The 24,334-nt window shown below is 55.6% G+C and carries 21 protein-coding genes, 1 tRNA gene and 2 pseudogenes; 18 read left to right on the top strand and 6 right to left on the bottom strand.

Going from position 1 to position 24,334, the window contains the following annotated elements:
• Nucleotides 1-60 precede the first annotated feature (60 nt).
• The 4 genes from BLU25_RS01355 to BLU25_RS01340 are packed head-to-tail and all read left to right on the top strand — an operon-like array spanning nt 61 to nt 4,694.
• Nucleotides 61-1,173: a polysaccharide biosynthesis/export family protein gene (locus tag BLU25_RS01355; protein WP_029611366.1), complete on the top strand. Its 1,113-nt coding sequence runs from the start codon at nt 61-63 to the stop codon at nt 1,171-1,173.
• Between the two features lie 13 nt (nt 1,174-1,186).
• Nucleotides 1,187-1,846 carry a YjbF family lipoprotein gene (locus BLU25_RS01350; protein ID WP_081481034.1) on the top strand — a complete coding sequence of 220 codons (660 nt, stop codon included), beginning with the start codon at nt 1,187-1,189 and terminating at the stop codon, nt 1,844-1,846.
• On the top strand, nt 1,843-2,610 hold the full coding sequence (locus BLU25_RS01345) for a capsule biosynthesis GfcC family protein (RefSeq protein ID WP_016780558.1): 768 nt from the start codon (nt 1,843-1,845) through the stop codon (nt 2,608-2,610). The genes BLU25_RS01350 and BLU25_RS01345 overlap by 4 nt, the downstream gene beginning before the upstream one ends.
• Nucleotides 2,607-4,694, top strand: a complete 2,088-nt coding sequence (locus BLU25_RS01340) for a YjbH domain-containing protein (RefSeq protein WP_029611365.1) — start codon at nt 2,607-2,609, stop codon at nt 4,692-4,694. The genes BLU25_RS01345 and BLU25_RS01340 overlap by 4 nt, the downstream gene beginning before the upstream one ends.
• Here BLU25_RS01340 and BLU25_RS23680 read toward each other — a convergent pair.
• Nucleotides 4,664-4,888 carry a hypothetical protein gene (locus BLU25_RS23680; protein ID WP_156883328.1) on the bottom strand — a complete coding sequence of 75 codons (225 nt, stop codon included), beginning with the start codon at nt 4,886-4,888 and terminating at the stop codon, nt 4,664-4,666. The two genes, BLU25_RS01340 and BLU25_RS23680, sit on opposite strands and share 31 nt — an antisense overlap.
• Here BLU25_RS23680 and BLU25_RS23675 point away from each other — a divergent pair.
• The 4 genes from BLU25_RS23675 (at nt 4,883) to BLU25_RS01320 (ending at nt 8,394) form a co-directional block, all read left to right on the top strand.
• Nucleotides 4,883-5,158 carry a VanZ family protein gene (locus tag BLU25_RS23675; RefSeq protein WP_228795870.1) on the top strand — a complete coding sequence of 92 codons (276 nt, stop codon included), beginning with the start codon at nt 4,883-4,885 and terminating at the stop codon, nt 5,156-5,158. The genes BLU25_RS23680 and BLU25_RS23675 overlap by 6 nt on opposite strands.
• Before the next feature lie 109 nt (nt 5,159-5,267).
• Complete coding sequence (locus tag BLU25_RS01330; protein ID WP_081481033.1) at nt 5,268-5,972, top strand: winged helix-turn-helix domain-containing protein; 705 nt, start codon at nt 5,268-5,270, stop codon at nt 5,970-5,972.
• Nucleotides 5,973-6,066: 94 nt separating this feature from the next.
• Nucleotides 6,067-6,732: a helix-turn-helix domain-containing protein gene (locus BLU25_RS23670; protein WP_139803909.1), complete on the top strand. Its 666-nt coding sequence runs from the start codon at nt 6,067-6,069 to the stop codon at nt 6,730-6,732.
• A gap of 345 nt (nt 6,733-7,077) precedes the next feature.
• Nucleotides 7,078-8,394 carry an undecaprenyl-phosphate glucose phosphotransferase gene (locus BLU25_RS01320; RefSeq protein ID WP_016780552.1) on the top strand — a complete coding sequence of 439 codons (1,317 nt, stop codon included), beginning with the start codon at nt 7,078-7,080 and terminating at the stop codon, nt 8,392-8,394.
• A gap of 1,095 nt (nt 8,395-9,489) precedes the next feature.
• Here the strand turns inward: BLU25_RS01320 and BLU25_RS01305 are convergent.
• Nucleotides 9,490-12,075 carry a right-handed parallel beta-helix repeat-containing protein gene (locus tag BLU25_RS01305; protein ID WP_139803910.1) on the bottom strand — a complete coding sequence of 862 codons (2,586 nt, stop codon included), beginning with the start codon at nt 12,073-12,075 and terminating at the stop codon, nt 9,490-9,492.
• A gap of 1,072 nt (nt 12,076-13,147) precedes the next feature.
• On the opposite strand from BLU25_RS01305, the gene BLU25_RS01300 reads away from it, so the two are divergent.
• A complete protein-coding gene (locus tag BLU25_RS01300) occupies nt 13,148-13,987 on the top strand; it encodes a hypothetical protein (RefSeq protein ID WP_016780547.1) in 840 nt (279 codons plus the stop codon).
• A gap of 79 nt (nt 13,988-14,066) precedes the next feature.
• On the opposite strand, the pseudogene BLU25_RS23340 reads toward BLU25_RS01300, so the two are convergent.
• Nucleotides 14,067-14,240: pseudogene (locus tag BLU25_RS23340) on the bottom strand (nucleotidyltransferase family protein); the annotation flags it as partial.
• A 376-nt stretch (nt 14,241-14,616) separates the two neighbouring features.
• Here BLU25_RS23340 and BLU25_RS01295 point away from each other — a divergent pair.
• Both BLU25_RS01295 and BLU25_RS01290 read left to right on the top strand, forming a co-directional pair.
• On the top strand, nt 14,617-15,183 hold the full coding sequence (locus tag BLU25_RS01295; RefSeq protein ID WP_016780546.1) for a DJ-1/PfpI family protein: 567 nt from the start codon (nt 14,617-14,619) through the stop codon (nt 15,181-15,183).
• A 44-nt stretch (nt 15,184-15,227) separates the two neighbouring features.
• On the top strand, nt 15,228-15,557 hold the full coding sequence (locus BLU25_RS01290; RefSeq protein WP_016780545.1) for a hypothetical protein: 330 nt from the start codon (nt 15,228-15,230) through the stop codon (nt 15,555-15,557).
• A gap of 69 nt (nt 15,558-15,626) precedes the next feature.
• Here the strand turns inward: BLU25_RS01290 and BLU25_RS23525 are convergent.
• From BLU25_RS23525 to BLU25_RS01275, 3 genes and pseudogenes are all read right to left on the bottom strand, one after another.
• Nucleotides 15,627-15,917 (bottom strand): annotated as a pseudogene (locus BLU25_RS23525) (DNA adenine methylase); the annotation flags it as partial.
• Between the two features lie 255 nt (nt 15,918-16,172).
• Nucleotides 16,173-16,246 (bottom strand) — tRNA-Cys (locus tag BLU25_RS01280).
• 193 nt (nt 16,247-16,439) lie between these two features.
• Entirely contained in the window at nt 16,440-17,003 is a 564-nt protein-coding gene (locus tag BLU25_RS01275; protein ID WP_016780543.1) for a helix-turn-helix domain-containing protein, read from the bottom strand.
• Nucleotides 17,004-17,168: 165 nt separating this feature from the next.
• Here BLU25_RS01275 and BLU25_RS01270 point away from each other — a divergent pair, with 165 nt between their 5' ends.
• The 7 genes from BLU25_RS01270 (at nt 17,169) to BLU25_RS01240 (ending at nt 24,283) form a co-directional block, all read left to right on the top strand.
• A complete protein-coding gene (locus BLU25_RS01270; protein ID WP_414860515.1) occupies nt 17,169-18,026 on the top strand; it encodes a DMT family transporter in 858 nt (285 codons plus the stop codon).
• A 178-nt stretch (nt 18,027-18,204) separates the two neighbouring features.
• Nucleotides 18,205-21,147, top strand: coding sequence for a monovalent cation/H+ antiporter subunit A (locus BLU25_RS01265; RefSeq protein ID WP_083369482.1), 2,943 nt, complete (start codon nt 18,205-18,207; stop codon nt 21,145-21,147).
• A complete protein-coding gene (locus BLU25_RS01260) occupies nt 21,147-21,491 on the top strand; it encodes a Na+/H+ antiporter subunit C (protein ID WP_003446102.1) in 345 nt (114 codons plus the stop codon). Before BLU25_RS01265 ends, BLU25_RS01260 begins: the two co-directional genes overlap by 1 nt.
• Nucleotides 21,488-23,173, top strand: coding sequence for a monovalent cation/H+ antiporter subunit D (locus tag BLU25_RS01255; protein WP_016780540.1), 1,686 nt, complete (start codon nt 21,488-21,490; stop codon nt 23,171-23,173). The genes BLU25_RS01260 and BLU25_RS01255 overlap by 4 nt, the downstream gene beginning before the upstream one ends.
• Nucleotides 23,170-23,658: a Na+/H+ antiporter subunit E gene (locus BLU25_RS01250; RefSeq protein ID WP_016780539.1), complete on the top strand. Its 489-nt coding sequence runs from the start codon at nt 23,170-23,172 to the stop codon at nt 23,656-23,658. Before BLU25_RS01255 ends, BLU25_RS01250 begins: the two co-directional genes overlap by 4 nt.
• A complete protein-coding gene (locus BLU25_RS01245; protein ID WP_016780538.1) occupies nt 23,655-23,933 on the top strand; it encodes a K+/H+ antiporter subunit F in 279 nt (92 codons plus the stop codon). The genes BLU25_RS01250 and BLU25_RS01245 overlap by 4 nt, the downstream gene beginning before the upstream one ends.
• Nucleotides 23,930-24,283 carry a Na+/H+ antiporter subunit G gene (locus BLU25_RS01240; RefSeq protein ID WP_016780537.1) on the top strand — a complete coding sequence of 118 codons (354 nt, stop codon included), beginning with the start codon at nt 23,930-23,932 and terminating at the stop codon, nt 24,281-24,283. The genes BLU25_RS01245 and BLU25_RS01240 overlap by 4 nt, the downstream gene beginning before the upstream one ends.
• Nucleotides 24,284-24,334: the final 51 nt, after the last annotated feature.

The raw sequence follows: 24,334 nt of genomic DNA, 5'->3' as shown, positions 1-24,334 counted from the left end.
CCACCTGGAAAACTCCAGGCATTTGATTTTGATGTGTTTCCTTTACAAGTGTCCTCAATGATGATTCGTAGTTTGTCGCTCGCGGTACTTGCAGGGTTCGCCCTGCAAGGTTGTATGTTTGCGCCCGGTCAGTACCTGGATACCAGTGAAATCGGGACTGAAGGCTCGCCAGAAAGCAGTCGGGTCGAGTTAATCCCTATCACTCCCAAGCTGATTGCGCAAAACGCGGCGACATACGTCTCAAGCTCGGTGCCAGCAGAATTGCTGGCATTCAAGCCTGCAGCCTACCGAATCGGCGCCAACGATGTGCTGTATATCACCGTTTGGGATCATCCCGAGTTGACGGCACCTTCGGGCCCGCAACAACAGATTGATTCCAACGGTCGCTTGGTGCGCCCGGACGGTACAATCTTTTACCCCTACATTGGCCAACTCGATGCAGCGGGGAAAACCATTGAGGAGCTTCGTACAGCAATTTCCGACCGCCTGAGGCAGTATGTAGACAGCCCTCAGGTGGATCTGAACGTGCTGCGTTTTGCCAGCCAAAAGGCAATTCTTGCCGGTGCCGTATCCAAGGCCGGGCCAATGCCTATCACAACCTCGCCACTAAGTGTGATCGAGGCCCTCGGCGCTGCTGGCATTCAGCCCTCTGTTGCAGATCTGTCCGGGTTGATACTTACCCGCGATGGTCACGAATATGTGTTGGACATAGATGCCCTGAACAACAGCGGCTCGCAATTGCACAATGTGTTCTTGAAAGACGGTGATCAGCTGTACCTGCCTTACAATGACCGCAAAAAGATTTATGTCATGGGTGAAGTGCTTTCCCCCCAGGCAATACGCTTCAAAACCAAAAATATGAGCCTTGCCGATGTAGTCGGCTCCGTGGGTGGTTTGAACCAAACCACCTCCAACGGTAACGCACTGTATGTGATTCGTGGCGCTGAAAACCTGGAGACGCAACCGGTTAAAGTCTTCCAGCTGGATGGAGAGTCGCCAGTGTCCTTCGCGGTTGCCAGCCATTTTGAATTGAAACCACAAGACATCGTGTACGTTGGCCCTGCTCAGGTTACCCGCTGGAATCGCCTGATCAGCCAGTTGCTGCCATCAGCAACTATTTTGGGTACCGGTGCTGCCGCAGGCAACAACCTCAGTGAAGCCAGCAGCCGATAAGGTTTGAGCCGTTTTGAAAACTCTTCGTAACCGCTCATGCCTGGTGGCGTGCCTGTTGCTGTGTGGCTGTAGCCCGCTGATGCAGGGCTCGCTCGATACCTTCAAGGCCGCCGTTCAAGGCCCCGTGCCGCTGGAATTGACCGCGGCCGACGTCGCGGCGGTACCTTATGCGCAAATCCTGGTGACCACACCTTCGAGCGAAGGTGTGATGGCCAAACTTCGTCAGCAAGGGGACTTGCAGTACTGGGTCGCCTCGGGCAAGCAAGTGTTGCTGATGCGTAACGGCCTGGTGGTTCGTACCACCGGGCTGCAACCCGCCCTGGACGGTACCCGTTTCGACGGGCAGTCACCGTTCAAGCGCGGCCTGCATCTGGTGGCGGACGGCGAACGCAGCACGCGCTGGATCGATATGTATCAGGGTGAGCAGGTCGGCCTGGCGGTTAACAGCCGCTTTGTGCGTAAAGGCCTGGAAACCGTGACCATTCTCGACAAGCCTTATGTACTGCAGCGTATCGATGAAAAATTTGAAATTCCGGCCCTTGGCTTTAGCGGCACCAACCATTTTTGGGTCAGGCCCGCAGATGGCGTGATCCTGCAAAGCGAGCAGTACGTCACGCCGGGGCTTGAGCTGCGCATTGTGCATCTGCGACCTGACTGGGAGGCTGCCCAGTGATCTCTTTGAAAAAACTGGCGCTGTGCGTATTGCTTAGTCATGCCGCAATCAGTCAGGCCGCCGTGTCCGTCAGCGGTGATGTGCTCAAGCCGGTAAGCGTGGCATTCAAGCCAGGCATGCGCTTGCTGGATGTGATCAGCCAGGCCCAGCCCAACCCGGAAAGCTATTGGCTGGCAGCCGCATGGCTGCATCAACCAGAAGTTGAAAAGCAGATACGGCTCAAGGCTGGTGTGCTGTTCGACCTGAAAATGCTGCAACGCGGCGCCTTGCTTAATAACAACGGCGGCCTCGCGGCTGTGGCGGCGCGCCTGCACCAGGACATCAGCCAATTACCGGTTACTGGCCGCAAAGTGGTAAGCCTTGACCCGGTCGCGCTGGAAGTCGGCTTTGCCCACAACTATCTGCTCAGTGATGGCGACAAGGTAACTTACCCGACGCGCACTAATAGTGTGTCCGTGGTAGGCGCAGTTGAACATGACTGCACTCTGCCCTATCAGCCCCTGCTGGAAGTACGTGACTACCTCGACAGCTGCCCGCGACTGAAAGAAGCAGAAGTGGATTTCTTGTGGTTGATTCACCCTGATGGCACCTACAAGCGTGTTGCGATTGCTGCCTGGAACCGCGAGGACGGCGTCTATGCGGTCGCTGGCAGCAGGATTCTGGTGCCCGTGCGCAACGATAACGCCGATTTGCCTACACCCGATTTGAACGAGCAGTTGGCGCAGTTCCTCGCCACCCAACCGCTGGCTGAGGTTGCACCTTGAAGTTACGTTTTGTTGTTGTCGCCTTGTTACCTTATAGCTTGGCCCATGCGGAGCCACGCTACACACAGAATGACTTTGGTGGCGTTGGATTGCTTCAAACGCCTACGGCTCGTATGGCTCCTGTGGGCGAGCTAAGTCTTAATGCTAACCGTACAGAGCCATATTCTCGGTATAGCCTTTCTTTACAGCCTCTCGACTGGCTTGAGGGGACATTTCGCTACACTGCTATTACCGACCGCTTGTACGGATTTGATTATTTAAGTGGCAAACAGAGCTATAAAGACAAAGCAGTCGATATTAAAGCCCGACTCTGGCAAGAAAGCCATTGGCTGCCAGAAGTTGCATTAGGTTTCCGAGATGTTGGTGGTACCGGCCTCTTTTCCAGCGAGTATTTTGTTGCAAATAAACGCTATAAAAACCTTGATTTCAGCTTAGGTATAGCTTGGGGGTATATAGGTAATCGCGGAGATCTTGATAACCCGCTAGGTTATCTTGATGACCGTTTCGATACCCGGCCTTCAATTGATGCCAGCAATGCGGGCAATGTCAACGCCAATTCGTATTTCCGTGGTTCCCCTGGCCTTTTCGGCGGAGTAGCCTACCAAACTCCTTGGGCGCCTTTGAGCTTGAAATTAGAGTTTGACGGAAACGACTACAAACACGAGCCTCTAAACAGCAGCCACGCTCAGGACTCACCAATTAACATCGGTGCTGTCTACAAACTTAATGAAAATATCGACCTGACTGCAGGCTGGGAGCGCGGCAATACCGCCTTGTTCGGCATTACCCTGCATACCAACTTTGTCAGCCGCAAGGCCCCAGCTAAAAGCTTCGACCCGCCAGCACAACCGCTCCCAACCAATACACCAAGGGTAGGGCTGGACCAGGTTGACTGGGCTGACGTGTCGAAAAAGTTGGAAAGCAACGCCGGCTATAAAGTGGAGCGTATTGCCCAGCGCGATTCCGAGTTGATGGTATATGGCGAGCAGTCCAAGTACTTCTATTCCGCCAAGGGCGTAGGTCGAGCCAGCCGAATTCTGGACAATACCGCCAACGATGAGATCCAGTGGTTCACCTTGGTCAATAAGCGCTATGACATGCCTGTGGAGGAAACCAGCGTGCCGCGCTCGACCTTCCGCAATGTGGTAAATAACGAACAAGATCTGATCGATCTGCATCGTACCACCGAGGTCAATCGAGCCACGGCCCATTATGATAAAACCCTGTACCAACACAAACCTGACCCATTTACCTACGGGTTTGGTCTGGGTTACCAGCAGAATCTGGGTGGCCCTGACGGCTTCCTGCTTTACCAGATTAGCGCCTATGCCGAAGGGCAATATCGCTTTACGCCTAATACATGGGCAAGTGGCGGCGTCAGCGTCAACTTACTGAACAACTACGACAAATTCAAATACGACGCACCAAGCAACCTGCCACGTGTACGCACTGATGTACGCCAATATGTCACAACCTCCGATGTCACCATGCCAGCCTTACAACTTAACAAGGCAAAGCGCTTGGATCAGGACTTGTACGGTATGGTCTATGGCGGTTATCTGGAACCCATGTACGCCGGTGTGGGTGGCGAAATGCTCTATCGACCAATGGGTGAACGCTGGTCAATCGGTGCCGATCTGAACTATGTGCGCCAACGGGAATTTGACCAGGGCTTTGGCCTACGTGATTACCGGACAGTAACCGGTCATGTCACCACTTACACCAAGCTTCCGTTCGATCTGGACGCCGCAGTAAGCGTCGGCCGCTATCTGGCCCGCGACTGGGGTACCACCATCGATATCTCCCGAGAATTCACCAATGGAGTGAAGTTCGGTGGCTGGGTAACACGCACCACCGCCTCTTCAGAAGAATACGGCGAAGGTAGTTTCGATAAAGGTATCTATATCTCGATTCCGTTCGACGAGATGATGAGTGTGTCGACCATGAGCCGCGCCAATATCGCCTGGGCACCGCTGACTCGAGACGGTGGCGCCATGCTGCATCGCCAGTACTCGCTGCATACCATGACCGATGGGCGTAATCGTGACGCGTTTTACGAGAACTTCGAGAAGATCACCGAGTGAGCCAACTGATTCAACGCCTGGTTGCTCTGCCCTTCTGGCTGCGCGCACTGCTTTTTTTGGCAGTGTGCGCAGGGCTGTTGTTTACCGGTTTGCGCACTCGGCCAATTCCGCAGTTTTTTGCCCAGTAAGACAAGCACCATCATTTTATTGGCTTTTTTGCCCTGTCGTTCAGTTGCCGCCTTGCCTTTTTGCACATCAGGCTACTTTGGCCCGCCATTGGCTGCGTGCTGGCAGGGGTACTGATTGAATATGCCCAGGCCCTTATGCCGTTGCGCACCGCATCGTTTTATGACGCTCTTGCCAACACTGCCGGCGTCGCCAGTAGCATGGCAGTGTTCGCGCCATACGAAGAAAGATTGGCAAAACAGATAAAGCGTGGTAGCGCAGGTCAATCCCGTACCTTTTTCGAGGCCTTTAACACTGTTTGTTTCGAGAAATCGACCTTCGATATTCACAATCTGTAAAAATGCCAGCGGAAATAACACCAAATGTATCAAATGTTATAAAATGTCGGATTCAAAACCGGCTTATATGGCAAAATCCCAAAGCCTCTAAGTACTTGGGTTAGGTGATATGCTTGTCGCAGGATGCAATACCGATATACAGGCCCCCAAAGCGCTTAATTTTGTACACAGCCAAGCGTTGGTCAACGATATAGAACAACTCATCACTTCTGAGGTGAGGCATCTTGACGCCTGCAATACTTTGGCTAACCTGGCTTGCGATTTCCGCAACACAGAAGCGGTCTTTATTGAGGTCAATGCGCCCGACGCCATCAACGATAGCCTGGAGTTGCTCAAACATATTCGCCTGTTCAACCAGGCCGCCTGCATCTTTATACTGGTGACCCATAACAAGTCATTTACCAGCATCAATCATTATCTTGCAGGCGCTGATCACTGCATAAAGCTACCGGTTGATCCCCTGGAAAAGCAGGCACTCCTGTCTCGCACTTTCGAAGAGTCGCACTGGGCAACCAATACCCGACTGACCCTTGACCGGACACGGCTTTTATTGTGCAGTGCCACCAGCAAGATTGAAATCTCATACACTGAAATGACTATTATCGACGCCCTTGCTAAAGCGCCGCAGCATGTATTGAGCCAAGACAGTATTGCAAAAACACTAGACCCCAACATTGTATTTTATGATCCGCGCGCACTGGAAAAAACCATTAGCCGCTTAAGAACAAAGATCAAAAAAGCCTATAATCTGGAGTTAATCTTTAGTGTTCGCGCATTCGGTTATCGTTTGCGTCGGGGCACAATCACAGCATAACCGATCATCTATAATTACTTCATGTGCTGAACTGCAGACCGCTGTAATTGCCAATTGGCATCAGCCTTATACCGACGAATGGAGACGTTGAAACATGAAGGTAACACTCAGTTTTTCTACTTATATACCCTCAACAAACAATAACCCGCCTGCCGACTCTTCCGGTTTGCTCTGCGCAACCCTTGTGCCACGCTCCGCAAGCCTGCCGACCTGCGAACGCACCCGCCAATGGCGTACACCACACTTGGCGCCCTGGGGCTGCCGGATCAATGAGCAACACGGCGTGGTATCTGCACATCAGTACACCCCTGAAGTAGCCAGCCTGATAACGGCAAGAACACCTTACTTGCTTAAAACCTACCCCTACTCCCTGGGCCTGACTGTTATCCCTACCTTGAAAACTATCCCGACATCTCCCCAACCCCCTAAATCCAAGGCACACTATTCCGATAGCCCTGATACTTGGTTGTTTTGCTCTGCAGCACAATACCTGTGCAATAACACCGCCTGCATTCAGTTAACCGCCATTGAATCGTTGCTGATCAAGACGCTGTCCCAAACAGACGAACGCATTTGCAGCAAACAAGAACTTATTATCGGCATCAATAAAGACGTCTACAGTTATAGCGGCCTGGAAATGTGCCTGAGTCGACTTCAGAGCAAGTTCAGAGGCATGTTTGGTGAGCGTCTTTTTCGCTCGGTACGTAATCGTGGCTATTGCCTGGTGCAAGATGTGAAGGCTGCCGAAAAAGTGGCATAAAGCAATCACGCAACCGACAGATACAGGCATTTAGCTATTATATCGACATCACTCTAAGTCATAATTTTCTGATCCATTGAAAATAACAACCAACCCACAGATTGTTATAAAACGTCGAACCCTTGCTACTGATTACCTTTATTATTAACGTTTCGTGTGGCCACTAACTGTTTCAGCTATGGCGCCACTCAACGCCTGCACATGGAAGAGTGCTGTGATTTATTTCTGTCAGTTGCTCCCCTATAGTCAAGTACTTATCACAAGGCTGCTCCCTTGATTCATACACGTCTAGATCGAAAAACCGTGGCCAGAGGGCTGACTTTTTGGGGCCAGTGGTCTGTGGCCATGGCCTTTGTCGTCGCCTTGTTAATGGCACTGGTCTATACCAAATTCGGCAGCGTCGACTTCCATTACCGAATCCTCGCTGTTCTGACCCTGCTGGTATCAGTGCCCGCCTATTCCGCCACACATGTTTACTATAAAAGGCACAATGCTTTTAACGGTTGCGTCCGCCTGTTTCTGGGCTGGATGCTGACCCTGGCATGCTTGTGTACCATTGGCTTCGTGACCAAATCCGGCGAACTGTTCTCTCGCGAAACCCTGATCAGCTGGGCCGCGCTGGGTTTTCTGATTCAAGTGCCGCCATATCTGATACTGCATCGACTGTCCAGATTTTATCATCAGCGCAATAACCACCATTACAACAGCCTGATTATCGGCTCTGATGGTGTAGCGTTGAAACTGGCCGACAGCTTTATTCAACAAAATCATTTCCCGCTGGTCGGCGTGGTCAGCGCCTCTCCATTTGAAGATGCCACCAATTCCCCACTTATTGTGGGTGAACTAGCCCAGTTACGCTCACTGATTACCGAGCATAATATCCGTCGACTTTATATTTCCTTGTCCCTGCAAGAAGCTCAACGTATTGAAGCGCTTTATATCGACCTGCTGGACTTGAATGTCGATGTCGTCTGGGTTCCCGATCTGGACAGCATGATGCTGCTTAACCATTCGGTCAGTGAAATTGGCGGCCGTCCAGCCATCCATTTGAATGAAAGCCCGCTTACAAGCTATCCGACTGCAGCCTTGAGCAAGGCATTGATGGAGCGTTCGCTGTCACTGGTCGCCATTGTTTGCCTCAGCCCGGTACTTGCAGTGATTGCCATGGCCGTAAAGTTGTCGTCCCCAGGCCCGATCCTGTTCAAACAGCATCGCCATGGCTGGAACGGCAAGGTCATCAAGGTGTGGAAGTTCCGCTCCATGCAAGTTCATGATGACAAACAAGTCAAACAAGCCAGCCGTAACGACTCGCGTGTTACCGCTGTTGGTCGCTTTATCCGCCGCACTTCGCTGGACGAACTGCCACAACTGTTTAATGTGCTACATGGTGATATGGCACTGGTGGGACCACGTCCACACGCGGTGGCCCATAACGACTATTACACCGGCAAGATCCACGCTTATATGGCCCGTCACCGCATCAAGCCCGGCATTACCGGCCTGGCACAAATCAGCGGTTGCCGCGGTGAAACCGACACCATCGAGAAGATGCAAAAGCGTGTTGAAATCGATCTCGACTACATCAACAACTGGTCGCTGTGGCTCGATATAAAAATCATGATCAAGACTCCGCTTACCTTGATCTCGAAAGATATTTACTGACAGCACGAAACTCCAGCGTGCCACGCAACAAAACTGTGGGAGCGGGCTTGCTCGCGATGGTAGTTAACGATGACGCCTATTAACTGAATCAGTGCGGCGTTCTAAAGACCCTCGCGAGCAAGCCCGCTCCCACACTGAGCAGCGTTGCTGTTTCCCGTGGACTTTTCCGTTTCAGAGCAAAATATCCCCTCGCCTCAATACCGCCGTAGCTCACCCCATCCCGCGCAGCAAAAACAACCCCTCTCGCACTGACCTCAAATTTCCTTTTATAGATTCAAGTTTCGCCAAAGTTGCCAGCCATTAAATTGACGTCAATATACCCTCTAATTAACCCACTCTAACCACTCAACAAAACAACCTTATCGTCTCGACTGCAAACACATATGGCAATACGCTATCATTCCGATAATCCAATCTCACTCAAACAGCATGTTTTGTGTGCCGACGTACTTTTATACGGACTGCGTAATAACCGATCTGAAACAAATAGACCTTCACAGTAACGAGATCACTGCCCGAATCAATGGGCGCACGGCCAAGCGCCTGGCCATAACCCATGACCTTTATCACCACCTGATGGGCGCTGACCGCAGTGCCAAAAGCCGGGTCTGGTTTTACGCCCCCGGATTCAATAAAGCGTTGGTCATAGCCGCTGTACGGCCTGCCGGCCAAGAGCACAGCGTGCTGCGCAATCGCGCAATCAGAAGCCCTTATAAAATGCTGTTCAGAACCTTGCTTGCCGGCCTGCTGGCCTGGTTCGCCACCTGGGCCTTGCTGGCGATTCCGGTGCTCCCGGGTACGGGGCCAATGCGCCCAAAGGTGTGCTTGTGCTCGAAACGCTCAGCATTCAGATCGGGGCTGGTGTTGCGGCCTTGTACTTGAGCTACCTTGATGGATCCCCCAAGCATGCACTAATTACAAGCCTCTGCCAGCCTGACCCAGGGTGACGCGCATAAGCGCACAGCGTCCGCTCGTGTCAAAGCTGCAAGGCACGTCCCTTCCGGCTATCTCGACCCGAACAAAATAACGCCATTTGGGTATAGGCTGGCCCTTCTCAAATTCAAACAAACTTTTGACCAGCATATCCCCTCCCCCTTAAATATTAATCAGCTTCTTGATGGCCAAACCAATGCTAACACTTGTGTGATTCGAGAACTCAGGGTCAAGAGCTACGCTGTCGGTGTGGCCATAAAGCACACGTACAGGCTGATATTGAGTGGCGCCCCCTTCCATAACAGGGTTAATCAGCGTCAACTTCACAGCGGACTTCTCATCGCCCTCGGCGTACACGCCAGCCTTCAAGTAAGTGGCCTTGTACATATGCCCGTTCTTTGACCACTCGCCATCGGTATCTTTGACGACTGGACAGAACTGGGTCACCAACCCCGCAGCGCCGCACTCTCGCGCACCGCAACCGACCAGACTTGCCGTTTTGACACTTCGTAATGCGATGCCTGCATGCTGCAATGCATTCACTGTGTCCTCTGCAGACGGCTCAGAACCGCCACGCCCTGCGCGCAGGGCTTTGCAGCCGATAAGCTGGACACGATCTTTCGTCCAGATACTGATACCTGTTTCGGTGGTATCAGCGGTCTCACAGTTAGTCAGCGGCGAGGACAAACGTGTGTTCCCCAGCAAAGTATCGGTAGGAATATGAATGCCTTTACCGATGATGCGAAACGCCCTGTGCTCCGAAATATCTGCGTCGCCAAATACCCGCAGGCCATCACCAACTCCATCCTGGGTAATGTTGCCGCGAAGAATTGGAGCGATCTGCAATTGCGTGGTGATACCACTGCTGCTCAGGCGAGTTGCCGTTGCCAGCTTGCCAAAGCCGGAGATGGTGTTGTCGTAGAGTTCCAGCCCCGACGAAGCGTTAGCGAAAAGGGTTTCCATGCGATCACGGGCATAAATGCCGTGCTCATACGGATCAACAATGACGTTGCTGTAGACTTTATTCCGCAAGTTGGCAGGAGCAGAACCGCCCCCAAGCAAGGTAATAGCCCCACACACCACGGCGCCCGATTTGCCCGCCATTTCAGATTTGGCACCTGCCCTGTGGATCAGGTTGTTATGTGTCAGCGAATCTTCAGCCTGCGCGATGAGGATCGCGTGATAACGGGTCATGAAAATAGAGTTGTTGTGAGTGTTGATCCGCTTGTTGCGGGCCGCGACGTTGTTGTTGTCTGGCTCGCCGATGCCTACACCGTTGTCCCCGCTGGAATACTGCCGGTTATGCGCGACCTCAATGTCTGCGCACCACTCGACAATGAAGATCGCGTTGCCTTTTTGCGCGAAAGTGACGTCGTTGCGCTGGCGGTTACCATTGATTTTCCCGCCGCTGATTGCTTTGAACCACAGCTGCGAGCCGCGAATGTTTCGCAGTTTGTTTTCAATAAAGTAGATGCTGCTGGATTGAACAGCCGTTGCCCCACCTGGAGCAACAGTGCCTGTTGCACGCAAGCCATCCCATGCGAAGTCATACACTTCAACCGCCCGGACTTCGCAGTCGGTGCAGTTGACGAAGGACACAGCAAAAGCAAAGCTCTCTGATAGACGAGAACCATCCCAGATGTTGCCGTTTTCAGCTTCGTCTCGAACGATCTGACCATCAAGAATGATCCCTGACAGCTTGATGTCTATGCAATCTTTAAATGAGAAGATCCCTTTGGCGCCCATCTTGTGCAGCTCACCGCCGCCACTGATGCGTTTTCCGATCAAGCCTTGCGCAAAAATTGATCCACCAGCCGCAACTCCGAAATGCCCTTTCGGGATGACGGTGTGATAAACACTGCGCATCGAAGCTTCAATTGACGGGCGATTATCAAAACCCGTATTCGCCTCGACACTCCAATCAGGCACAGCACCAAACATGGTGATCAGGTACTGATCTTCTACGCGGCGGACCCAGCAACCAATGCCTGATGGATCCGTTTCCCCGGCTCGCACCAGGTAGCCAGGCAGGGTCGCTTTAGTCCCGTTCCAGGGAACTGTCGGGCTGAAAACAGTGCCTCCGTCATGAGCGCTTTTCGGCATGATGGGGTCATAGTGAAAACGCCCCCCACCGTCAGTGTGAATGCTGGGATGGTAGTCCTTGACGATAACTGCGATATCAGCCCTTTTGGGGCATGTAGACAAGCCCACAATGCTGGCAACCACTACGCCACCGCGACCAAGAATTGCGGCCCCCTTGGTTGGGTCTGTCGAGTTAGCCATATCCTGACGAAGCGAGTCATCGCCAATCAACTTCAGCTTCTGCTCGTCAGCCGCCCAGACAGTTGTTGTCAACGGCAGGAACTGGGTTCGGACTCGGTATTGGCTACCTTGATAAGTAACCGTTTGAGTTAAGCGGACTAGCTTGATTCCTGGTGCATAGGGAACAGGTGGTTCATATCCGCTGGCATCCATGAATGCAGAGAACTGCGCGTCACGCTCAACCTGACCAGCCCTGAACTCGCTCTCCATGCCCGACCACGATTTTCGTGCCACGCCTTTTCGATCGGGATAGGACGGATTGGGCCCCAAGGACAAGTAGTCCAGGTTCCGGGCGTTATCGGATAAATCTGTTGGCGAGGTAGAGCCAATCGGATTGCCGGTGTTATGGGTCATGGTGATGTTGCTCGCAGAATACGCCAGCGGCGCCGCGAAGGATGCGGTGCCGAGGGCGCTGAGTTTTAACAAGTGCCGGCGACTTACCATGACGACCAAACCTCAGAAAACAGGAAAAGTCGGCAGTATACCGGTGGAAATTTCGTACAGATGTAATGGCCAGACTGGCCATTACTGGAATGAATCAAGTTTCATGTTGGCGCGGCCACTTTTGATTCATGGCGGCATCAAAGATGTCAGCCATTGAGATGCAGTTCGGGGCTGGACGGCCCCTGACACCCTAGACATCTTCAGCCTATGCTTGGACTGCCAAACAGCAGAACGTGCTCACCCTCCCCCTCAGACAGTTGCGCCTCTGTGACATCCATCAACCTGGTCACTGACGCTTCGATGGGAACAGAGGTGAATCGCCGTCGTTGTTTTGCTCCCCCCCTGAGGAGTGAGCTGGCAGCAACTATTCGACAATTTCAATTCAGGGATAGTCGGCCTGAAGCACCCCGTAGATTGTGCTGGAACATCCCCGTCAACTGTAGGGGCACTCCAAGGAGGAAAGTACGCGCAGGGTGTATCGACGGGGCGGCGAAGTTGTCTCACTGACTAAAGCCAATACGCGTAACACCTCCCAAATATGCGGGGCTTATCGCCACTTTTTCGCAGGCATTAAAATACTCCGTAGACCATAATCTGCGCAGCTTTCGGAGGCGAAATCGGACCGGCGTGGGCAATCTCGTAATTTATGGCAAAAAAGCCATTGCCTTTCATATGGTTACCATAGCTGCGAAGCCGCACTCAGGTTTTACAGGCAGGCTGGAATACCTGATTTAGAGCCATCCGAATTTTTGAATGCGCAAACGCTTTTTAGGCACCGGGCGGCCTAAAAGGATTGACTCAGTTCAACCGTCTAACCCTTCTAGATATCGAAGTTGATTGTTGCCATTGGAATTATCCGCCTCGAGCCATGTCTAGGAAGTTATAACCCGGTTTAACTGCCATACGGGTCAGCCACGGGTATCGAGCAATGGATAGCAACCAGTACCTCGAATAGTACGGACCTATGTCAGCGCTGCCCATTTGATAAAGTGTCCGGGTTGAAATTGGAAGTGCTCATTCTCTATATCCCCAGATCAACCACGAAGGCACCCGCATGCCCGCCCCCACAGCCCGCCCCGACCTAGTGTATGAATACCCGGCGCACCTGCGCGCTCAGGTCGAGGCCGCTCCGCGAGCACCCGGGGTGTATTTCTTCTACGCTGAGGGCGACTCGATCCCGCTCTACATCGGTAAAAGCATCGATATCCGCAGCCGACTGCTTTCTCACCTGCGCTCACCGGAAGAAGCCCGGATGCTGCGCCAGGCGCAACGGATCGAGTACCGGCAAACCGCTGGAGAAATCGGCGCCCTCCTGCTGGAGTCCCGATTGATCAAAGAACTGCAGCCGTTGAAGAACAAGCGGCTTCGGCGCCAGCAACGTCTGTGCTCACTACGAATTCGCGACGGGGTGCTGGAGATCATCGACACCACCGCGATCTGCGAAGGGCCGCAGTTGTACGGGTTGTTCCGTAACCGGCGCATGGCCACCGAGGCCCTGATGCTGATGGCGGACGAGCACCGGCTCTGCCACACGCTGCTGGGTCTTGATAAATCAACCGGACGTAGCTGCTTCAGGGCTCAAATCGGCAAGTGTGCCGGGGCCTGCAAAGGCGCAGAAAGCCATGAGGCGCATACACAGCGCTTGTTGAGTGCTCTAGAACGCTGGGCCGTGCATCACTGGCCGTATCCAGGCGCAATCGCATTGCACGAGCGCCACGGCGAGATCGAGGAGTACCACGTCGTGGACAGCTGGCGTTATATCGGAACCTATGCCTGCGAAGCAGAAGCCCGACTGGCACCCAAGCTGACCGGGCAAGCATTCGATGCTGACTGCTACAAGATCCTGGTACGACCCGTGTTGCTCGAAAGTACTCCCATCATCATGCTGTCGTAGCGGATGGCTACGTACGGCCTGGCGCAGCGAGACGTCTACATTGATCCGCAGTATTCATGCTCTAGCCATATGCACTGGACTAAACGATCCGCAACCACGGCCAGCGTGATTGATAGCTTGTAGCCTTTTGATGGAACAAGTCAGGCTGAAGATTTTTGCTGTTGGGCCGCAGATACCCCAGTGCAACATCATCCAATCCGTAAGGCGCATATACCTCACCCGTGCCAGGGTCCAGGCCAATGCAGGTACCCGATTGGTCATCGCTATCGTGACCAGGCGCTCAGGAGTCAAATTCACTTCAAGCCCTCGGGATTCGACACGGCACGCTGTCCCTTAAAGGGCATCCAGGATAAAGCAGACACCTCTACTTTGCGTCCGTATATCCGTGTTATGGCGTTTGTGCGTGGGGGACCTTTGAATCTGCCGGGGACCTGCATGCCCGGTCCGTCAACCTGCGTACAGCTGCCACATTCATTCGTTTGACGGCGAACAGTGGCAGATCCTCACTGAACTGCCCCTCCATGTGGAGCGACGGTCGGAGTCAGGTCGTCGCTAACCGCCCCTAAGCAGCCCTTGATGTCTGTTTGTTGTCGTCATATGTTGTCGGCTTTCATGGAGGATTCTGACTGATGGCACGCGTGGGCTTGATACTGACACCCGGTTTTGCGGACTGGGAATATGCTTTCATTGCTGGTACGGCGTCCCCGTTTTACGGGATCGACGTCAGGTTTTTCGCTCCTGCTACGGGGCAGTTTCGTTCGCAGGGTGGATTGACTGTAACGGTCGATAACAGCTTGCAACAATGTCTGGACTGGAAACCGGACGTTGTCGTCGTCATTGGAGGAGTGGTCTGGGAAAGTGCTGAAGCCCCGGATATTCGCGACTTTCTTCATGCCAGTCGTTCAAGTGGAGCAACTGTTGCCGGTATCTGTGGAGGAACACTGGCACTTGCGAGGGCCGGGCTTCTAGACACGGTTCCTCATACCTCGAACAGCGCTGACTTCTTACAGAATGCCGACAGTTATAAAGGCAGCATGCTTTACCGAAGCAGCTCAACAGCGGTGATGGCAGATCACATCATTACTGCTCCAGGCACCGCTCCCGTTAGCTTCACCTGCGCAGTGTTTGAAGGTGCCGGGCTATCTTCAGAGAGCATTTCTCAGTTCAGGGCAATGTTGGCAGCGGAACATGGGTGATCGCATCGTCCGGGTATGTCGGGCACATTCTCAGGAGATAATTGATGAGCGCTGGCGATGTACCTGTGGGGCAAGTGGTACAAGGCTACGTAACCTTTGTCGGGAGTGAGGGGCCGTGGATTGGAGCGCAGTTCATGTGCTTCAGTTATAGCGTCAATGGAAAGCGCTTTCACAAGTCTCTCAACGAAACCGTTGACGCTTGGTCAAGCGCAACTCTGCGTAAAGCCTCATACGGGCTGAAGGTAGGCGACCCTGTGTCGGTTTGGTGCTCTCTCGGCGACCCGGACGTGTGTTGCATCGGCGAGAAACCCGCCGAAAAACCAGCCTTGTTGCGTTTGATTGAGGCTCTGGGAGCGATAGGATTTTTAAGTTGAGCCACGCTGCCCAAGTCGACTGTTTTGGGGCGTTTACTGTATAGGCGCGCTGGATCATTCGACACCTGAATCCTGGCGCTCAAAATGAAACCCACCAAAAACCCGACGAATCTCCGTCTGGTCATTGATGCTAACCATTACCCTCCCCTGACACCCGCGCATAAACTCCGCCATTCGCTCCTCATTCTCGAACCCGATACGACACCATACCCCCGCCACCTGCCAATACAGCGGGTCCATGTAGTGAAACGTATGTGGCCGGTCGTAGCGTTCAGCGCATGCAAGCCAAGGCCGGTTCTCGATATGGACCCCAGCCAGCCGCTGCCATGCTGCTTACAGCTTTTCTTTAATCCGCAGAAAAATGACGGGCTGGCCGCTCTTTCCCGGAGCAATTCAACGCTTTTTGGCCTGATTGTAAACGGCGCTGTGTTCTTGTTTGCCGACGGTATTCACCGACACAATGATTCGCTCATCAATGACCTTGTACACCAGCCGACAGCCCGCAGCCCGCAGCCCGCAGCCCGCAGCCCGCAGCTTCATTTTGCGGAATACATCCCCCCTTTTCCGCAGTCATAAAAAAACCCCGCAGACGTGAGTCTGCGGGGCTTTCGAAGGTGGAGGCCGAAGCCGGAATCGAACCGGCGTGGGCGGATTTGCAATCCGCTGCATAACCATTTTGCTATTCGGCCAATTGTGCTTGAAATTTCGTTGGAAACATCAAAAACAAGAGTTTGTTACTGCGATCTAATCGCTACAAGCATTTGATTCTTCAGCACTTCAGGTTGTTGCCCCGGGCTGATGGCGCGCATTATGTACTAGAAGCTGGAAGCTGGCAACCCCCTGAATTCTAATAATTTTTAGTTATTTTCATACCACCCGTTTTCAGATCACGACGTTGCGCACAAAGCGCAGTATCCCGTCACCATCATTACGGTAGGCATGGGGGCGGTTGCTGGCGTACATGTGGAACTCGCCCGCGGCTATGTGCAGCACCTGTTCGTCCATCTCCAGGGTCAGGCAACCCTCAAACACATACAGCTGTTCACTCCAGCCTTCAGCATCCGCTTGTGAGTGGTATTCCTCGCCCGGCTCCAAGGTCCATTCCCACAGTTCAACTTCGCGGCTGGCCGTGGCCTTGGACAGCAGTACTGCTTTGCTCCCCGCATGGGTGCCTGTCCAGGCCACTTCGTTGATGCGGCTCGGGTCCGGCGAGCCCGGGGCCTGGATCAGGTCGCTAAAGGCAACGTTCAACGCCTCTGCCACACGGTCCAGGGTGCTCAGGCTGACGTTCTTTTCGCCCGCTTCTATAGCCACCAGCATCCGGCGGCTCACACCGGACAGTTCTGCCAGCGCGCTCTGGCTCAGATGCGCGAGCAGCCTGAGGCGGCGCACGTTTTGGCTTACATGCTGCAAAACCGATGCGCGTTGTGAATTTTCTTTGGGCACTATATTGCTCACCTTGTGGGGCTGCGCAGTATACTGCCCAGCTTTGGCGCATTGTGCGTCTCCATTCCCGTAACACGCAAGGTTGCAACGCCATTGAAAATTCCCGGATTGCTGTCATTGACTTCCCGTTTCAGTAAAGCGGAGTGTGTGCTGATCCTGATCACCATGGTCTGGGGCATCACCTTTCTATTGGTGCAGCATGCCTTGACGGCAAGTGGGCCGATGTTTTTTGTAGGGCTGCGCTTTGCTGCGGCCGCCATAATCGTCGCCGCGTTTTCAATTCGCAGCCTGGCCGGTATCACCCTGTTCGAACTCAAGGCCGGCATGTTTATCGGTGTTTCGATCATGCTCGGCTATGGCTTGCAGACCATTGGCCTGCAAACTATCCCAAGCAGCCAGTCTGCCTTTATTACCGCGCTCTACGTCCCTTTCGTTCCGCTGCTGCAATGGCTGGTGCTGGGGCGCAGGCCCGGGTTGATGCCGAGCCTGGGGATCATGCTGGCCTTTACTGGCCTTATGCTGCTGTCCGGCCCCGGCGGTGCATCTCTGGATTTCAGCCCGGGGGAGATCGCCACGCTGATCAGCGCCATTGCCATAGCTGCCGAGATCATTCTGATCAGTGCCTATGCAGGCAAAGTCGACGTACGCCGCGTCACGGTGGTGCAACTCAGTACGGCGTCAATTCTGGCCTTTTTCATGATTATTCCTACACAAGAGGCCATTCCTGACTTTTCGTGGCTATTGTTAGCCAGTGCTGTAGGCCTTGGTGCCGCCAGTGCGGTGATTCAGGTGGCGATGAATTGGGCACAGAAAAGCGTTTCACCCACCCGCGCCACTCTTATTTATGCCGGTGAGCCTGTGTGGGCAGGCATTGCCGGGCGCCTGGCGGGTGAGCGCTTGCCAGCCATTGCCTTGCTTGGCGCGGTATTGATTGTTGCAGCGGTGATCGTCAGTGAGTTAAAAACAAAGGGTAAAAAGCCCGAGGCGCTTGAAGACAAGCCAGGCGATCAAGCCTGCGATTAAAGCGGCAAGCCTGAGATGCGGTAAGAATTTTCACTCAGAAGCGTTTATACAGGGATAGAACTGTAGGAAACCTGACAGGTTACTGACAGTCTTTGTAGGATTCAGCCACAGGTTTGCTGTTGGTGATCTGCAGCTCGCCCCGTATGATCGCTTACAAACTCCTGCAGATTAGAAGCCTATGTCCCTGATAGTTCTACTGCTTCTGCCCTTTGTCGGCAGCTGTCTGGCGGCTGTTTTGCCGCATAACGCACGTAACAGTGAATCACTGTTGGCCGGTCTGATTGCATTGATCGGCACTGTACAAGTAGCCCTGCTCTACCCACAGATCGCCCACGGTGGCGTTATTCGTGAAGAGTTCATGTGGCTGCCCAGTCTCGGCCTGAATTTTGTCCTGCGTCTGGACGGGTTCGCCTGGTTGTTCTCGATGCTGGTGCTGGGCATCGGCACGCTGGTGTCGCTGTACGCCCGTTATTACATGTCACCCGAGGACCCGGTGCCGCGCTTTTTTGCGTTTTTCCTGGCGTTTATGGGGGCCATGCTGGGCCTGGTGTTGTCAGGTAATTTGATCCAGATCGTATTTTTCTGGGAGCTGACCAGCCTCTTCTCATTCTTGCTGATTGGTTATTGGCACCACCGCTCGGATGCCCGCCGCGGCGCTTATATGGCGCTGATGGTCACGGGTGCCGGGGGGCTGTGCCTGCTGGCGGGGGTCATGCTGCTCGGCCATGTTGTCGGCAGCTATGATCTGGATGCAGTGCTGGCTGCCGGCGACAAGATCCGCGCCCACAGCCTGTATCCGATCCTGCTGCCGCTGATCCTGATCGGCGCCCTGAGCAAAAGCGCGCAGTTCCCGTTTCATTTCTGGTTACCCCACGCCATGGCGGCGCCAACCCCCGTCTCGGCTTATCTACACTCGGCAACGATGGTCAAGGCCGGGGTGTTTCTGCTCGCCCGCCTGTGGCCTTCGCTGTCAGGCAGCGAGGAGTGGTTCTGGATTGTCAGCGGCGCCGGTGCCTGCACCCTGGTGCTGGGCGCGTATTGCGCAATGTTTCAAAATGACCTTAAAGGCTTGCTGGCCTACTCGACCATCAGCCATCTGGGCCTGATTACCCTGCTGCTGGGCCTCAACAGCCCGCTGGCCGCTGTGGCTGCAGTGTTCCACATTCTTAACCACGCCACCTTAAAGGCTTCGCTGTTTATGGCGGCCGGGATCATCGACCACGAGACCGGCACGCGAGATATCCGCAAGCTCAGCGGCCTGTTCAAGCTCATGCCATACACCGCGACGCTGGCAATGGTCGCCAGTGCCTCGATGGCCGGGGTGCCGCTGCTCAACGGGTTCCTGTCCAAAGAGATGTTCTTTGCCGAAACCGTATTTATCAATTCAACCGCCTGGGTCGAAATCGCCCTGCCGGTGATTGCGACCATCGCCGGTACCTTCAGCGTGGCTTATGCCCTGCGCTTTACGGTGGATGTGTTCTTCGGCCCGCCCGCGACCAACTTGCCCCATACCCCTCACGAGCCACCACGCTGGATGCGTGCACCGGTTGAACTGCTGGTACTGACGTGCCTGACGGTGGGGATTTTCCCGGCGCAAACCGTCGGCCCGCTGCTTGCCGCAGCGGCGCAGCCAGTGGTAGGCGGCGAGCTGCCCGAGTACAGCCTGGCCATCTGGCACGGCCTGAATGCGCCGATGATCATGAGTTTGATCGCCATGTCCGGCGGTATCCTGCTGTATGTGCTGTTGCGCAAGCAGCTCAAGCTCGACCGTTTCCCGCTGCCGCCGTTGATCCAGTACTTCAATGGCAAACGCTTCTTCGAACGCAGCCTGGTGGTGATCATGCGCGGCGCGCGGCGCCTGGAACGCCGCATCAGCACTCAGCGCCTGCAAACCCAGCTGTTTTTGTTGATTCTGGTCGCCGTGATCGCCGGGCTGATCCCGATGCTGTACAGCGGGCTGGGCTGGGGCGATCGGCCGAAAATCCCCGGCTCGATCGTGTTTATCACCCTGTGGCTGATCGCGATTGCCTGCGCCCTGGGCGCCGCCTGGCAAGCCAAGTATCACCGTCTGGCAGCCCTGACCATGGTCAGCGTCTGCGGCCTGATGACCTGCGTGACCTTTGTATGGTTCTCGGCGCCTGATCTGGCCCTGACCCAGCTGGTGGTGGAGGTGGTGACCACGGTGCTGATCTTGCTGGGCCTGCGCTGGCTGCCACGGCGTATCGAGGAAGTCTCGCCACTGCCGGGCACCTTGCGCAAGGCCCAGGTCCGTCGTTTGCGCGACTTGCTGCTGTCCACGGCAGTGGGTGGCGGCATGGCGTTGCTGTCCTACGCGATGCTGACCCGCCAGACCCCCAACGACATCTCCTCGTTCTACCTCAGCCGGGCCTTGCCTGAAGGCGGTGGCAGCAATGTGGTGAATGTGATGCTGGTGGACTTCCGTGGCTTCGACACCCTGGGGGAAATCACCGTACTGGCCGCCGTGGCCCTGACTGTATTTGCCCTGCTGCGCCGCTTCCGCCCTTCGAAAGAGAGCATGCAGTTGCCTGCCCAGCAGCGCCTGCTGGCCAAGGACGTGATGACCGATCTGGTCAACCCGCGCAGCGCCAGCGACACCGCACTGGGCTTTATGATGGTGCCGGCGGTGCTGGTGCGCCTGTTGCTGCCGATCGCCTTCGTGGTGTCCATGTACCTGTTCATGCGCGGGCACAACCAGCCCGGCGGCGGTTTCGTCGCGGGTCTGGTGATGAGTGTGGCGTTTATCCTGCAGTACATGGTGGCCGGCACGCAGTGGGTCGAAGCGCAGATGAGCCTGCGACCGCTGCGCTGGATGGGTACCGGGCTGCTGTGCGCAACCCTGACCGGGCTGGGTTCGATCCCGCTGGGTTATCCATTCCTGACCACCCATACAGTGCACTTCAGCCTGCCGCTGCTGGGCGATATCCATGTGGCCAGCGCCCTGTTCTTCGATATTGGCGTGTATGCCGTGGTGGTCGGGGCAACCCTGCTGATCCTGACGGCGCTGGCGCACCAGTCGGTACGCGCCCATCGCCCGAGCAATCAGCTTGCCCCTCTGCCCGCCCTGCAACCCGCGCCTGCCAACAAAGAAGGAGCCGCCTGATGGAAGAAGTCATTGCCATCGCTATAGGAGTTTTGGCCGCATCGGGCACCTGGCTGGTTCTGCGTCCGCGAACCTTTCAGGTGGTCATGGGCCTGTGCCTGCTGTCTTACGGGGTCAACCTGTTCATCTTCAGCATGGGCAGCCTGTTTATCGGCAAGGAGCCGGTGATCAAGGACGGTGTGCCCCAGGACTTGCTCAACTACACCGACCCGCTGCCCCAGGCGCTGGTTCTCACTGCAATCGTCATCAGTTTCGCCATGACCGCACTGTTTCTGGTGGTCTTGCTGGCCTCTCGGGGCCTGACCGGTACCGACCACGTTGATGGCCGGGAGCCGAAAGAATGAATTTGATGCCGCACCTGATTGTCGCGCCCATTCTGCTGCCGCTGCTGACCGCAGCCTGCATGTTGTTGCTGGGGGAGAAACACCGTCCGCTGAAAGCGCGGATCAACCTGATCTCGACCCTGCTCGGCCTGGGTATCTCGGTGATGCTGTTGCTGTGGACGCGTGAGCAAGCGATCCCGGCTTCGATTGGCGTATACCTGCCGAGCAACTGGCAAGTGCCGTTCGGGATTGCCCTGGTGGTCGACCACTTGAGCGCCTTGATGCTGGTACTGACCGGCATTATCGCCAGTTGCGCCCTGCTCTTCGCCATGGCCCGCTGGGACCGTGCCGGGGCCAGCTTCCATGCCTTGTTCCAGATCCAGCTGATGGGCCTGTACGGGGCCTTTCTGACCGCCGACCTGTTCAACCTGTTCGTGTTTTTCGAAGTGCTGCTGGCCGCTTCCTATGGCTTGATGCTCCACGGCTCGGGCAAGGCGCGGGTGTCGGCGGGGCTGCATTACATCTCGATCAACCTGCTGGCCTCGTCGCTGTTCCTGATCGGTGCAGCGCTGATTTATGGCGTGACCGGCACCCTGAACATGGCTGACCTGGCACTGAAAATCCCGTTGGTGCCCGAGGCCGATCGCGGCTTGCTGCATGCTGGCGCGGCCATTCTGGCAGTGGCCTTCCTGGCCAAGGCCGGCATGTGGCCGCTGAACTTCTGGCTGGTACCGGCCTACTCATCGGCCAGCGCGCCAGTGGCTGCGCTGTTTGCAATCATGACCAAGGTCGGTATCTACACCGTGCTGCGCCTGTGGACCCTGCTGTTTTCCGGGCAAGCCGGGGCTTCGGCGTACTTTGCCGGTGACTGGCTGATCTACGGTGGCATGGCCACCATTGTCTGCGCCGCCATCGCCATCCTCGCCGCCCAGCGGCTGGAGCGCATGGCCAGCCTGAGCATTCTGGTGTCTGCCGGCATCCTGTTGTCGGCTGTCGGTTTCGCCCAGCCCAACCTGACCTCCGCGGCGCTGTTCTATCTGGTCAGTTCCACCCTGGCATTGAGTGCGCTGTTCCTGCTGGCCGAGCTAATCGAACGCTCGCGCTCTTCCGCCGACCTGGTGCTTGAAGACGATGTTGAGCCGCAGCCTAGCCTGAGCGAGTCGATACCCCCACCGCGGGGCAGCAACCTGGACGACGACCAGAAAGTCGTCGTCGGCCTGATCATTCCCTGGACCATGGCCTTTCTGGGCCTGAGCTTTATCGCCTGCGCGCTGTTGATTATCGGCATGCCGCCGCTGTCCGGGTTTATCGGCAAGCTCGGGTTGCTCAACGCCCTGCTCAACCCGCTGGGCCTGGGCAATGCAACGGATGCGCCGATTTCAACGGCAGCCTGGAGCCTGCTGGCGTTGTTGATTCTCTCGGGCCTGGCCTCGTTGATTGCTTTTTCGCGCATGGGCATTCAGCGCTTCTGGACCCCCCTTGAGCGTCCGTCGCCGATCCTGCGGCGCATCGAGTGCCTGCCCATCGTGCTGCTGCTCGGGCTGTGCGTGGTGCTGACCTTCAAGGCCGAGCCGGTATTGCGTTATACCCAGGCCGCCGCCGACACCCTGAACAACCCCGAGCGTTATGTGATGGCCGTGATCGCTACGCGCCCGGTGCCGAGCCCGCAAGCCAGGGCGGCGCTGCAGGAGGTGCAGCCATGAAACGCCTCTTCCCTGCTCCCTGGCTGTCGCTGGCACTGTGGGCGCTGTGGCTGCTGCTCAACCTGTCACTGAGTGCCGGCAACCTGTTACTGGGCGCGGCACTGGCCATCCTGGCCCCGGTCATGTTCGCGCCACTGCGCCCGCTGCCGGTACGTATTCGCCGCCCCGGGGTGATTCTCAAGCTGTTCTTTCTGGTGGGCCGTGATGTGGTGGCCTCCAACATCGCCGTGGCCTGGGGTGTACTGCGCGCGGGCAAAAATCCGCCACGCTCGCGGTTTATCAAGATCCCCCTGGACTTGCGTGATGCCAACGGCCTTGCTGCCTTGTCGATGATTACCACCGTAGTGCCCGGCACCATCTGGTCGGAGCTGGCCCTGGACCGCAGTGTGTTGTTGCTGCACGTGTTCGACCTGGACGACGAGGCAGCGTTTATCGAACACTTTAAAACCGCTTATGAGCGCCCACTGATGGAGATCTTTGAATGAGTGCCCTGCTCAGCAATGCCATCCTGCTCAGCCTGTTCATCTTCAGCCTGGCGATGGTCCTGACCGTGATCCGCCTGTTCAAGGGCCCGTCGGCCCAGGACCGGGTACTGGCGCTGGACTACCTGTATATCCTGGCCATGCTGATGATGCTGGTGCTGGGTATCCGCTATGCCAGTGACACCTATTTTGAAGGCGCGCTGCTGATTGCCCTGTTCGGCTTTGTCGGTTCGTTTGCGCTGGCCAAATTCCTGCTGCGTGGCGAGGTGATCGAATGAGTCTCTGGATTGAAATACCGGTGGCCGTGCTGCTGGTGCTTAGCAGCCTGTTTGCCCTGTGCGGGGCGATCGGGTTGTTGCGCCTCAAGGATTTTTTCCAGCGCATGCACCCGCCTGCACTGGCCTCGACCATTGGTGCGTGGGGCGTGGCGCTGGCGTCGATCCTGTACTTCTCGGCGCTCAAGTCGACGCCGGTGCTGCACGCCTGGCTGATGCCGATCCTGCTGTCGATCACCGTGCCGGTGACCACCTTGCTGCTGGCCCGCACATCGCTGTTCCGCAAGCGCATGGCGGGTGAGGATGTACCGGCAGAAGTCAGCAGCGGCGGGCGTAGCGAAAACGCTAACTGAACCTGTGGGAGCGGGCTTGCTCGCGATAGGAACGACGCGGTGTGTCTGCCA

The sequence above is a fragment of the Pseudomonas fragi genome (assembly GCF_900105835.1).
GTDB classification, from domain to species: Bacteria; Pseudomonadota; Gammaproteobacteria; order Pseudomonadales; family Pseudomonadaceae; genus Aquipseudomonas; species Aquipseudomonas fragi.
Note: the sequence above shows the minus strand (reverse complement) of the source record. Positions and strands in the feature narration are given on the sequence as shown.

Bases quoted from the DNA above. Each gene is read 5' to 3' on its own strand.
- BLU25_RS01355 (WP_029611366.1), top strand. From the start codon at position 61: ATGATTCGTAGTTTGTCGCTCGCGGTACTTGCAGGGTTCGCCCTGCAA.
- BLU25_RS01330 (WP_081481033.1), top strand. From the start codon at position 5,268: ATGCTTGTCGCAGGATGCAATACCGATATACAGGCCCCCAAAGCGCTT.
- BLU25_RS23670 (WP_139803909.1), top strand. From the start codon at position 6,067: ATGAAGGTAACACTCAGTTTTTCTACTTATATACCCTCAACAAACAAT.
- BLU25_RS01320 (WP_016780552.1), top strand. From the start codon at position 7,078: ATGGCCTTTGTCGTCGCCTTGTTAATGGCACTGGTCTATACCAAATTC.
- BLU25_RS01300 (WP_016780547.1), top strand. From the start codon at position 13,148: ATGCCCGCCCCCACAGCCCGCCCCGACCTAGTGTATGAATACCCGGCG.
- BLU25_RS01295 (WP_016780546.1), top strand. From the start codon at position 14,617: ATGGCACGCGTGGGCTTGATACTGACACCCGGTTTTGCGGACTGGGAA.
- BLU25_RS01290 (WP_016780545.1), top strand. From the start codon at position 15,228: ATGAGCGCTGGCGATGTACCTGTGGGGCAAGTGGTACAAGGCTACGTA.
- BLU25_RS01270 (WP_414860515.1), top strand. From the start codon at position 17,169: ATGGTCTGGGGCATCACCTTTCTATTGGTGCAGCATGCCTTGACGGCA.
- BLU25_RS01265 (WP_083369482.1), top strand. From the start codon at position 18,205: ATGTCCCTGATAGTTCTACTGCTTCTGCCCTTTGTCGGCAGCTGTCTG.
- BLU25_RS01260 (WP_003446102.1), top strand. From the start codon at position 21,147: ATGGAAGAAGTCATTGCCATCGCTATAGGAGTTTTGGCCGCATCGGGC.
- BLU25_RS01255 (WP_016780540.1), top strand. From the start codon at position 21,488: ATGAATTTGATGCCGCACCTGATTGTCGCGCCCATTCTGCTGCCGCTG.
- BLU25_RS01250 (WP_016780539.1), top strand. From the start codon at position 23,170: ATGAAACGCCTCTTCCCTGCTCCCTGGCTGTCGCTGGCACTGTGGGCG.
- BLU25_RS01245 (WP_016780538.1), top strand. From the start codon at position 23,655: ATGAGTGCCCTGCTCAGCAATGCCATCCTGCTCAGCCTGTTCATCTTC.
- BLU25_RS01240 (WP_016780537.1), top strand. From the start codon at position 23,930: ATGAGTCTCTGGATTGAAATACCGGTGGCCGTGCTGCTGGTGCTTAGC.